Genomic DNA, 11,795 nt, shown 5'->3' with positions numbered 1-11,795 from the left:
GGCGGATTTTTTGTCGTTTGCTGTTGATTTACATGCGATCCGGTGCAGAAACTCCGACAAGACGCAGTACATTGGCAATAGTAGTACGCGTTGCGCCCAGCAGTGCAAGACGCGCCACGGTTTGAGCAGCATCCTCAGTAATTACACGTTCAGCTTTGTAATAACTGTGGAACATCGCAGCCAGCTCATATACATAACGGATGAGGCGATGTGGAGCATAACCTTCAGCCGCAACAGCGATTTCTGCCGGGAGCTCACCAATTTTGCGCAGCAGGTCATATTCATGCACTGCTGTCAGCTTGGAGAAGTCAATTTCCGCGTAATCAGGGATAGAAATCCCTTGCTCCTCTGCCTGACGGAAAATACTGCAAATACGCGCATGCGCATATTGAACATAGAATACAGGATTTTCATTAGAAGTAGAGATCGCCAAATCCATATCGAAATCAAGATGAGAATCCATGCTGCGCATGGTGAAGAAATAACGAATCGCATCGATTCCTACTTCCTCCATCAAATCTTCCATCGTAACCGCTTTGCCGGTACGTTTGGACATTTTGACCTTTTCACCATTCTGGAACAGGCTGACCATCTGAGCAATCAGAACCACTAGCTTCTCAGGATCATTGCCAAGGGCTGACATTGCCGCCTTCATCCGCGGAATATAACCATGGTGATCAGCGCCCCAAATGTTAATCATTTTATCGTAACCGCGGCCATACTTATCGCTGTGATAAGCAATATCCGGGGTAAGGTAGGTATATGTGCCATCATTTTTGATCAAGACACGGTCTTTATCATCCCCGTATTTTGTCGTTTGCAGCCAGGTTGCCCCATCTTGCTCGTACACTTCTCCACGATCACGGAGCTCGTCCAGCGAGCGCAGTACTTCTCCGTTCTCATACAGCGAAGTTTCACTGAACCAGATATCGAAGTTTACACGGAAAAGACCTAGATCACGTTTAATTTTATCCAACTCTTTATTAAGTCCATAGGTCCGGAAAAAAGCAGCGCGCTCACTAGGGCTCATCTCGAGCAAGGTATCGCCCTTTTCTGCCACAAGCTCCTTCGCAAAACCCTTAATATCCTCACCATGGTAACCATCTTCCGGCATTTCTGCCTCTTGTCCCAGCTCCTGAAGGTATCTGGTTTCAATGGATTTACACAGATTAGCCACTTGGTTACCGGCATCATTAATATAATATTCCCGGGTCACTTCATAACCTGCATAATCAAGCACATTACACAGCGCATCACCGACAGCAGCACCACGGGCATGCCCTAAATGTAGGCTACCTGTTGGATTGGCACTGACGAACTCCATTTCAACCTTCTGACCTTGACCCAGATTAATACGGCCATAGTCATCCCCCTGCTCAGCAACAAGGCTGATGATTGGGTACAGGTAGTTCTTAGACAGGGTAAAGTTAATAAAGCCTGGTCCTGCAATCTCCGCTTTCTCAATAGAAGCTCGGCTCGTATCCAAATGCTCAATAATAGCTTCAGCAATCTGGCGTGGATTACGTTTAGCAATTTTGGTAAGCTGCATAGCAGCGTTCGTAGCCAAATCACCATGCGCCTTATCTCTTGGCACTTCAAGTACAATATCCGGAACCTCTTCCGGTGCAACCAGCCCAGCATTCACAATCGCATCGGCGATGGCTTCTTTTACCCGTTCATTTACAAGCTCTAACGGATTCTTACTATGTGTCATAATTTCGGTTCCTCCTGTATATGCAAACTAATAGCGAACTTTCCTGTCAATTCCTCGTAAACGTACAAATCATATTCCCAGGCAACCGTTAAAGAACGCCCTTCGCGCACAACTTCCAGCTTGTTCGTTTCCGTAGAAAGATTGAACTGCGTATATGGCGAGCGGTAGAATCCTGGCAGACGCCGTCCAGCTTCAAAGCTCTGCTCCGACTGAATCCCGCCATGGCGAATTAGCTTCAGTTGATTGCCTGCAATCTTTATCGTTGTACGAACAGAAACTTCCTCTCCGCGAGGACCCTGCTCTAATTCTTCATATTGAATATATAGATGCGGTCCCTTGGATGTTACTTCTCCATTCGCTTCCATAACATTTCGCTGACCATCTTGAAGGCTCACGAGCGTAATAGAGACATCATATTTGTCAGACTGTATTTCAGGCATCACACGTTCCTCCATTCTGCAAGCCTCTGCATTCTGCATAAGAAAAACGTCTAATGGCAAAGCTTAAACATTTTTATATTAATCAAAGGCCTATTTCGCTTTCCCATTGTACACTATAATCCAGTTCAAAGAAGCATTTCAATACAGAATCAAGCATATCTTCATAAGCACATAAAATATTACCATATTGATGATTAAAAGCACACTTTGAACGTCCATTCTCTATGTATATCATTTACTTCGATAATATTTGCACCTACCAAGCACCTATCGGACATAGATGACCCTAAACGCAGGATGATTCCATATTCGGTGTGATAACGGACCCCTTAGTCGCTATTGGCATAAAAAACAACCCATTTGAACCTCTTTCTAGGGAATAGTGTTACTGGAGTCCGAAACCCTATCCCAAAGGCCGAAAATTTGCAAATAACGTCATCTGGGTCCGTAACCCTCCGAGGATGAGGGATCTGATTAGGGCACTGATAAGGGTACTATTGAAGCGAGCAAGAAACCAACGAAAGAGCAGCGATTCTCCAAGTATCCGGAGAATCGCTGCTCTGCTGTCTATTTGCGATGTTTACAATACTTCGGACCCTTATATTTTTTATTGAAGAGAATTATTGGGTCATCACTTTTAAAGAAAACCTGCGTTCCCATGAAGCTCCGCCGTCTTTGGTCACATACAAGGAAGAGTAATCAAGCTCACGGATGGCGAGCCAGCCCTCTTTATTACTAGTGAAGGAGATTACCCCGTCATAACCAGCGAGCTCCGGAAGATTAGTCCATTGCTTACCGCCGTTATAAGAGCGTCCAACTGCCACTTTCTCTGCTGCTGGGGAAAATCCCACTAAAAAAGATGTGCTGTTTCCCACAAGCTGCAGGTTCCCGGGTTTGCCAGCGGCTGGCCCTTTATTGAATTCAGCCTTGCCACTGCCTGGCGCAGGTCCGCCGCCCGCAGTTTCCTGAGCGATCACACGATTCCAACTTTTCCCCCTGTTCTCACTTTCATATAGCGAGTAGGAGGTCTGACTCATCCCCGTACCGCCATAGAGCACTACAGCGACCTGATCTCCCTTAGCGGAGATTTGTCCAAACTCGGGCTCGGCAAAAGCCGCCTTCAGTGAAAGGCTCCAAGTTCCCCCTCCATCTGTGGTCTTCATTACCCGATATCCGCTTCCCGGCACGATTACAACCGCCCAGCCGGTATTCCGGTCACTAAAATAAGCGCCTCGTGTATTGGGTGGGGTGGAAATCTTACTCCAGCTCAGCCCCCCGTCTTTGGTGTAATACGTTGCGGCTCTCTCATAAGCAAAACCTTTCTTACTATCGATAAAATTTATTCTTTCAAAGCTGACGGCTTTGGTCGAAAGTCTCTTCCACTCCGAGCCACCGTTAGAGGTACCAATTAAATATTGAGCCTGCCCCTCCTCTACAGAAGCAAGAGCAAAGCCATGTACATTATCGGGAAAATCGAATTGTTTGAAGCCCCATTGTCCTTGATAGATCTCTTGAAAATGGCAACCTCCGTCAGAGGTACCAATCATAAATCCATTACCTGCTGCCCGTCCAATATTCCCATTCAAAAACTGAACATCAGAAAAGCTAAGCGGTGTGGATACATCGCCTGAATGCTTGTTTTGCAGGGCCTGTAGCAAGCCGTGATCTCCCGTGCCGCAAGTCGCTGGTGCTGGTGCAGCCGCAGCATGTACAGAAGTTACAGGTGCACTCCAGCCTGAAACCATAATAAGCGTCGCCGAGAGGGCGGTTATTGTCGTCTTATGAATCCTTTTCGTCCATTTCATGATGACACCTCCTAATATGTATATACCCTTACTCACAATCCCTACTCTGTTATACCGCCAGAGAGGATACCCTATCTACCTTAAACAATCACAAAATAGAAACAATTTGTTACCCTCCATATCCCTAATGAATATCCTTCCAGATCCTTCCCCATAATATGAAAGAAAGGAGTCTGGTGCCATGACACGCGAATCAACGAATCCACCGAAACGAAAAAGCCGCTTCCGGCGTTTATTTCGGCTGCTGGCAGCCTTGATCATATTATTTGTATTAACCACCGGAGCTCTGCTCGGTTATCTATATCAAAAAGATCTTCCACCGATTAGCGATGATGTGCGCTCCAAGCTGTTTGACTCCCGGGGCAATGTTCTTGCCACCTTTACCTCAGACGGCCGCAGCCGTGAACCCGTCAAATTAAGTCAAATTTCTCCCCTGCTCATTGAAGCTACACTAGCAGTCGAGGATCGTAAATTTTATGAGCATTCCGGATTTGATCTGAAAGGGATGGCACGAGCTGTTCTTGTCAATCTGGAAGAGGGGAACCGGTCGCAGGGTGCTAGTACGCTAACTCAACAGCTCGCACGTAACCTCTACCTATCCCATGAAAAAACGTGGACGCGCAAGGCTAAAGAAGCTGTCTATACGATGCAGCTGGAGATGAAATACAGCAAAGATGAAATCCTGAACATGTATTTAAATAATATCTATTATGGCCACGGTGCTTACGGCATTGAAGCAGCCTCACGGATGTATTTTGGTAAATCTGCAGCGGATTTAGACCTGGCAGAGAGTACCATGCTGGCTGGAATTCCAAAGGGACCTACCTATTATTCACCATACAACCACATGGACAATGCTAAAAAGCGCCAGAGAATCATCCTGACCGTCATGGCGAATTTAGGTAATATCACTCAGGAAGAAGCGGGACAAGCCGTCCAAGAGAACTTAAACTTCAAGCCGCAAGGGCAAAAGGATACGCTTGTAGCTGCGCCTTATTTCCGGGATTATATCCGCAATTTGGCTATAGAATCGCTCCACATCAGTAATGATGAGCTGGAGCAAGGCGGACTAAATGTCTATACCACCCTAGACCCTGACATGCAGCATGCCGCAGAAAATGCCGTTGACAAAGAGATGGATCAAACTAGTGATCTGGAGACTGCGCTTGTATCCATCGATCCTCGCACCGGTTACATCAAAGCAATGGTCGGCGGAAAAAATTATCGTACCAACCAGTACAATCATGCTTTGGCCACCACACGCCAGCCGGGTTCCTCCTTTAAGCCGATTATGTATTTGGCCGCACTCTCTTCCAAAGAGATGACAGGACTTTCGGTCTTCAATAGTCAGCCAACGATGTTTCATTATGATAACAACCGCAAAACGTATCAGCCCCGAAACTTTGGGGATAAGTATCTGGGTGAAATTAATATGCGGCAAGCTATCGCAGCATCGGACAATATCTATGCTGTTAATACAATTATGAAGATCGGCGCGGATAAAGTGAGCGAAATGGCTGCGAAGATGGGCATTGACAGTCCACTTCAAAGCGTACCTTCGCTGGCACTAGGCACTTCACCGATCAGTCCGCTTGAAATGGCTGCGGCTTTTGCTGTAATTGGAAACAGCGGTCAGAAAATGCCGACCACAGCCATTCTAAAAATAACCGATTCAAATGGCATGGTCCTGTATGAAGCACCTCAACCCAAAGGAGTAACCGTCGTAGAACCTTCAGCTGCCTATGTCCTGACTCGTTTAATGGAGGGGGTATTCGAGACTGGGGGGACGGGCAATCGTGTGGCTTCCATATTCAAACGTCCGGTAGCCGGCAAGACCGGCACTACGGATACAGATGGCTGGATGGTAGGATTCACCCCGGAGCTATCAACGGCAGTCTGGGTTGGATACGACAAGGGGCGCGACATCGCAACTACCGACGGACGGCGTGCAGCTCCCATTTTCGCCCAATTTACTGAAAAAGCGCTGGAAAATGTCCCTCCAAAAATTTTCCCCATTCCAGATGGAGTGGTCAGCGTATACGTCAATCCGCAATCCGGTAAACTTGCTACAGCAGCATGTCCCGACAAAGAACTGGAAACCTTTATTAGTGGAACTGAGCCCACCGAATACTGCGAATTGCATGGAACTGGCGCCGCTCCTGCTGTCGATGACACACAAAGCAAGGTAGATCCTGCTGAAGAGAATCGTTCCCTATGGAAGAACATTAAACGCTGGTGGTTGAATTAGCTCCTTCATTTATATTGAAGGGGTTTTTCTTTTTTTATAAGTTATATATTGTAGTAACAACAGGATTTCCAAATTCAAATATCACTTATCACATAAGGGATGTAACCGTTTTATTTATTATGCTTACCCCATTCTCTTAACTCTCAATTACTGCTATAATAGTTATTAGAAACCAAAATATAATGATGTAAATGAGGGACATGGGATGAAGGATACAGGCATGATCCGGAGTTTAGACAGTCTTGGGAGAATTGTGGTTCCCGCAGAAATCCGTATGACGCGTAATATCGACATTGGTGATCCTATCGAATTTTTTGTTTTAGACGAAAAAATCATCGTCCTTAGGAAGTACACCTCGACAGAGTGTACATTTTGCAGAAGCCACGACCATGTCACCTACTATAAAGAGCAGTTTATTTGTAGCAGCTGTCTAAAAGAAATTGTCGATCCTGAACGCATGTCTCAATTGCCAGAGTCACGTGAGGATTTTGTTGTTGAGGCACCTGAGCACAACACCAGCATCCGAAAGTCGAAGACAGAGGAAATGTGCCAACGTCTGGAACAAGCTATTGAAGATCATCCCTATGCCAACCAAAAAGAACTTGCAGAAATCCTCGGGATTAGCCAAGCCAGAGTGAGTCAGCTCAAACGCAAGCTTAGCAGCACAAGCAAATCATAAATTAAAAAAGCTTCGACGCTCCTATTTCCGGAGGTCGAAGCTTTTTCTATATCGGATAACCCTTCTGGAGGCTCCTATACTATTCAGTCAGTGCAGCTTTAAGCTCATCTGAGGATGCATTCCACCATGCTTCATTATGAGAGATCAGAAGGGATTTGAGCGCCGACTTCTCAATGGCTCCAAGCCCTGCCACATCGATCTTGCGTTTAAGAGCTGCATCCAGCTTATTGACATGCTCGGCAAGAATTTTCCATCCGCGGCGCGCTTCTGTATCAATCCACATTTCACAGGCTGTGATTCCACCATAAAATTGAGCTTCCAATGTACGGTCTACCGCTACCCATACCACCCAAACCTGTCTTCCATTCGGTACATCTTCACGATTCATGGAAAATTTAATTCCTTTTTCCACCTTGCTCTTGGCATGCATGGCACCGATATCAATAACCGCCACATCACCATCAATAATGACAGGTGAAACGTTGTTGAGATCTATAGAGCCTGCTCCAAAGCCTTTATGTTTACTTTTAGCGTTCACAATATTTAAGGCAATCTGTTTCTTGCCCTCCGGTTGTATGTTGTCCACGAGTGCACACCCTTCCTCTTACGAATAATTTAATTTTAGCTAATAATGCGGCGATTGCAAACATATACATCCCGTAGATGCTTGTCACGGGAGGAATCACACTATGAAGTCACTGTCATTAAAGTACATCATCTTTGCGACCCTGGCCATCCTCGCGCTGCTGGGAGGAGGAATATGGGCCTTTTCAGGGGATAGCTCAACAGCTTCTGTTACTAGCTTTGCTTCAAAAGAGGCCAAGTCCTCCAGCGGCACAGCGCCTGCTGCCGTACCACAGCAGGTATTGCCTGAGAGCGCACCCGTCCCGGCAGAGGAGGCTTTAAGCCAGCGGGTAGTCGAGTATCACATTGATGTCCAGCTTGTTCCTGACACAGAAACCTTAAAAGCTTCTGAGACAGTAACCTGGACACACCCCGGAGTAAAGCCAGTAAGTGATTTATATTTTCACATGTATCCAAATGCATTCGCCTCATCAGATACCACCTTTATGAAGGAATCCGGGGGGACGCTCAGAGGCGACAGCATGCCTGAGAACGGCTTCGGAAATATGACGCTGACCGATCTGCGCACGACAGAGGGAACTTCGCTAATGCAAAGAGTGCAATATGTTCAACCTGATGACGGCAATATCAACGATAAGACGCTTCTAAAGGTACATCTTCCTCAGCCTGTTAATGGTGGGGAAAGTGTAACACTTAAGCTTCAGTATGAAGTCCAGCTGCCCAAAATCTTTGCTCGCATGGGTGCTTCAGGTAACTTCGTTATGGCTGGGCAATGGTTCCCTAAGCTTAGTGTATACGAGCCTAAGGGCACACGCGGAGTTAAAGAAGAAGGCTGGGACCTGCATCAGTATCACGGGACCTCTGAGTTTTACAGTGATTTTGGCATCTTTAATGTAACGATTGCCGTTCCTTCCAACTATACGGTGGCTGCGACCGGATTTCCTGTAAAAAATGCCAAGCTCAAACAAGATCAAAAAATATATCAGTTCTACGCCGATGATGTCCACGACTTCGCTTGGGCTGCATCCCCTGATTTTACAGTAGCAGAGGAGGCTTTCTCTACGCCGGAAGTGCCTGGAGTACGAATTAAGGTGTATCTCGACCCACTGCACAAAGACTTACAAGAGCGTTACCTTCAAGCTGCCAAGGCTGCCCTGACCTACTTCAGCAAATGGTATGGCCCTTATCCCTACTCTACGCTGTCTATTATCGTCCCACCTAAGGAGGGAAACGGCGCTGGAGGAATGGAATATCCTACACTTATTACAGCCTTTGGGGCCGCAGATTCTTCTCCAGATACCTCACTTGAAAGAACCGTCATTCATGAGATCGGCCATCAATACTTCTACGGTATGGTAGCCAGTAATGAATTCGAAGAGGCTTGGCTGGATGAAAGCTTTACTTCCTATGCCGAAGACAGACTTATGGAACAAGAATACGGTATCAAGTCTAATTTGCCTTTACAGGCCAGCCTGGTGACTATACCTGAGCCGTTAAATCTGGAAACGTGGAAATATGCAGGGGCGGATTCCTATAGCCGAAATGTTTATATCCGCGGCAAGCTTGTACTTAAAGATATCGAACGCCAGATAGGTACCAAAGCAATGAACAACATCATGTCCTCCTACGCTCGTAAGTTCCGTTTCCAGCATCCCGCTACGTCAGATTTTCAGAAAGTCGTTGAGAAGGTAACCAAAAAATCATGGCAGGCCTATTTCGATGATTACATTTATGGTGATGGTGCGCCTGACTTCTCAGTAGATACGATTACTTTTAAAAAAAATAACAGCGGCGATGCTCAAAGCTACGAATCATTAGTGAAGATTTCAAATAAAGGGAGCCATTACGTTGATGTTCCCGTGAAATTCACATTCGCCGACAGCTCTTCGGTGCAGCGGGTCTGGAACGGTGAAGGAGCAGAGACTACGTTTCAATTGTTAAGCGATAAGCCTCTTCTCTCTGCTGAGATTGACCCTGAGCATTCCATCTTATTGGAGAGCAAACATTTAAACAACTTTAGGCTGGCGGAAATAGAGCCCAAGACGCTCTCTCGCTGGACGTTAAGTGTAACTAAACTACTTGAAACCGTGCTCGGAACTCTTGTCTGGTGAGGTGAATGATTGTGAGAACATCGATAACCCGCGGCTGGCAAAGCATGAAGGAGCAATTTTATATTTTAATTCTGCTCTTCATCTACCGACTGCTCTGGGGCTACTTTATGTATGGTTTCATCCGATCTGCTATTATTCCAATTCTACTGCGCTATCCAGATAAAGACGCCGGCGGCAGCGGTATGGGCAGACTGTTGTATTATATCGAGGGACAGTTCAGCTTGAATACTGACCCTGCGATACGCACTTGGTTATGGATGCTTCTAGGACTTGTTGTCTTGCGACTTCTGCTTTCTCCTTTCATAAGGGCAGGATTGCTGCATGAGCTGCACCAGGAGCGAAAGGGCGAGCGCGGGCTGTTCTTTTTCCCCGGCATGAAGATCTATGGACTACCTGTCTTAGTCTTTAGCCTAATCGAATGGGTGCTGACCCTGCTGCCGCTTTACTGGCTTGCTCCAAAAATGTACGGGCTGTTCTTATCCTCTTTGTTTAACTACACTTTGTTACTTCATTTAGTACCATACGTATTGGCATGGCTTATATATATTTTTATCGTGCGCCTGTTTCTTCTATATATGCAGTTTGGTTACACCGGCGGTACAGGAATGTTCTCCTCACTGTTCATCTGCTTGCGGTCACTGATTCCTGCTATAGGTGTTTCCATTGTACTTGGTGCGGGAGGCTTGCTCTTACTGCTAGTGTGCGGACTGACGGGTCTGTTCTGTCCCGGCCTGCCGGCACTTATAATACGGCAAATCTCACCACTACCTTCTACGCTCTTAAAAATGTGGGGAATCTCTGCACAATATCATCTATGGTGTAGCAAAGCATTTCCACAATAAATTAACCTTATTTGACATAATAAAAAGGTCCCAATTCCTGTATTCAGGAGCTGGGACTTTTTCTCATTACGGATAACTTAAGAGTATTTGCAAAATCATAAAAGCTCTGTTACAATAAGTCCTGTGCTATTAGTAACAATTTTGTAATCAATTGAAACGATTCCTACATAACTAAATGTATTTATCGTAAGTGTAACTGTCGAAACGTCATTCTCTTGGTGCTTAACACGCCTAATTCCTTTGCACCGGGAAGTGGGGGAACCATATTTTGGGTGAATTGATCTCGCTTTACAGGGATCATAGGGAATCTTCTACCGAACCCTTAAGCTAACCTCGCAGGCCTTGGAAGGAGTACATCTTTTGAAAAGACATAATTTAAGAAAAAAATGCGTCGCTGCGGCGCTAGGACTTGTAATGGCATTATCTATTGGTGGAGGAAGCGCCTTTGCCGACTCTAAGATGGACACTGTAATCTCAAAGACTATTGGAGTTGCCTATAAAACCGGAGGTACAAGCACTGCCGGATTTGATTGCTCTGGATTTACAAAATATGTATTCAAGAATGTGGGTCTTACTTTACCTCGTACATCAAAAGCTCAATATAGCGTTGGAACTGCTGTATCCAAAAGCAATCTGCGTTCTGGTGATCTAGTGTTCTTTAACACACTTGGCAATGGAGTATCCCATGTCGGCATTTATGTTGGAAACGGAAAATTCGCACAATCGTCCTCTTCGCGTGGAGTGACCATCACTTCACTCAGTCAGGCCTACTGGGCCAATCGTTATGTTGGCGCTAAAAGAGTAATGAGTACTTCAGCTTATCAAGCTGTAGCCTTCGATTGAAACCTTCCTCACAACTATAACCTCATAATTACAACTGTATGAACCTGAATCTGATTATTCCCGTAATCAAATTCGGGTTTTTCTTTTTTCCATAATATATTTTTACACTAATAGAGCCCAATTGAAACACGTTTATTTGATAAAAATTGCAATTATATTAAAAATTAGGTCATTATTAACGCTTACATATGCCTTTCTACCGTAAAAATGCCAATTTTTCTGCATTAATATGTTAAAAACGATTGCCAAGCGGCTTTCTGTTTGTTACAATTAGCGCAGTGAGATTTTAGTAACATTTTTGTAATCATTAAGTTGTTATTTACAAAGGTTTTGTCATGTATTGATTACAAGCTAATCCTAATCAACAGTATGAGCCGAGTTTCCTAACTATTAGGAAAACGGGGGAACCAACTTTGGGTGAATTGACCTCCATTATATAGAGGGGTCATAGGGGACCTTCAACCGAACCCTTAAGCTAACCTCGTAGGCATTTGGAAGGGGTATACACTTTTGAAGAAGAAGTTAGCA

The 11,795-nt window shown here is 45.4% G+C and carries 9 protein-coding genes and 2 riboswitches; of the genes, 5 read left to right on the top strand and 4 right to left on the bottom strand.

What is annotated here, in order from left to right:
* Nucleotides 1-28: 28 nt before the first annotated feature.
* The 3 genes from argS to MKY54_RS00575 form a co-directional block, all read right to left on the bottom strand.
* Nucleotides 29-1,714: an arginine--tRNA ligase gene (gene argS, locus MKY54_RS00585; RefSeq protein WP_036679944.1), complete on the bottom strand. Its 1,686-nt coding sequence runs from the start codon at nt 1,712-1,714 to the stop codon at nt 29-31.
* On the bottom strand, nt 1,711-2,154 hold the full coding sequence (locus MKY54_RS00580) for a DUF1934 domain-containing protein (RefSeq protein ID WP_036679946.1): 444 nt from the start codon (nt 2,152-2,154) through the stop codon (nt 1,711-1,713). Before MKY54_RS00580 ends, argS begins: the two co-directional genes overlap by 4 nt.
* A 620-nt stretch (nt 2,155-2,774) precedes the next feature.
* The gene (locus MKY54_RS00575) at nt 2,775-3,959 is read right to left on the bottom strand and encodes a hypothetical protein (RefSeq protein ID WP_339189086.1); all 1,185 of its coding nucleotides are present in this window, start codon (nt 3,957-3,959) and stop codon (nt 2,775-2,777) included.
* Nucleotides 3,960-4,140: 181 nt separating this feature from the next.
* Between MKY54_RS00575 and MKY54_RS00570 the strand changes: the two genes are divergently transcribed.
* Together MKY54_RS00570 and MKY54_RS00565 are read left to right on the top strand one after the other, a co-directional pair.
* Nucleotides 4,141-6,207, top strand: coding sequence for a PBP1A family penicillin-binding protein (locus MKY54_RS00570; protein ID WP_339189084.1), 2,067 nt, complete (start codon nt 4,141-4,143; stop codon nt 6,205-6,207).
* Nucleotides 6,208-6,412: 205 nt separating this feature from the next.
* Nucleotides 6,413-6,886, top strand: coding sequence for an AbrB/MazE/SpoVT family DNA-binding domain-containing protein (locus tag MKY54_RS00565; protein ID WP_038568063.1), 474 nt, complete (start codon nt 6,413-6,415; stop codon nt 6,884-6,886).
* Nucleotides 6,887-6,965: 79 nt separating this feature from the next.
* Here MKY54_RS00565 and MKY54_RS00560 read toward each other — a convergent pair whose 3' ends face one another.
* Entirely contained in the window at nt 6,966-7,472 is a 507-nt protein-coding gene (locus MKY54_RS00560) for a YwhD family protein (RefSeq protein WP_036679953.1), read from the bottom strand.
* 103 nt (nt 7,473-7,575) lie between these two features.
* On the opposite strand from MKY54_RS00560, the gene MKY54_RS00555 reads away from it, so the two are divergent.
* From MKY54_RS00555 to MKY54_RS00545, 3 genes are all read left to right on the top strand, one after another.
* Nucleotides 7,576-9,582: a M1 family metallopeptidase gene (locus tag MKY54_RS00555; protein ID WP_339189082.1), complete on the top strand. Its 2,007-nt coding sequence runs from the start codon at nt 7,576-7,578 to the stop codon at nt 9,580-9,582.
* A gap of 11 nt (nt 9,583-9,593) precedes the next feature.
* On the top strand, nt 9,594-10,424 hold the full coding sequence (locus MKY54_RS00550; RefSeq protein ID WP_076130393.1) for a hypothetical protein: 831 nt from the start codon (nt 9,594-9,596) through the stop codon (nt 10,422-10,424).
* A gap of 218 nt (nt 10,425-10,642) precedes the next feature.
* Nucleotides 10,643-10,781: riboswitch (cyclic di-AMP (ydaO/yuaA leader) on the top strand.
* 57 nt (nt 10,782-10,838) lie between these two features.
* A complete protein-coding gene (locus MKY54_RS00545; protein WP_076130394.1) occupies nt 10,839-11,267 on the top strand; it encodes a C40 family peptidase in 429 nt (142 codons plus the stop codon).
* A 362-nt stretch (nt 11,268-11,629) separates the two neighbouring features.
* Nucleotides 11,630-11,772: riboswitch (cyclic di-AMP (ydaO/yuaA leader) on the top strand.
* The last annotated feature ends 23 nt before the right edge of the window (nt 11,773-11,795 follow it).

The sequence above is a fragment of the Paenibacillus sp. FSL P2-0121 genome (genome assembly GCF_037975345.1).
In the GTDB taxonomy this organism is placed as follows: domain Bacteria; phylum Bacillota; class Bacilli; order Paenibacillales; family Paenibacillaceae; genus Paenibacillus_AQ; species Paenibacillus_AQ odorifer.
Note: the sequence above shows the minus strand (reverse complement) of the source record. Positions and strands in the feature narration are given on the sequence as shown.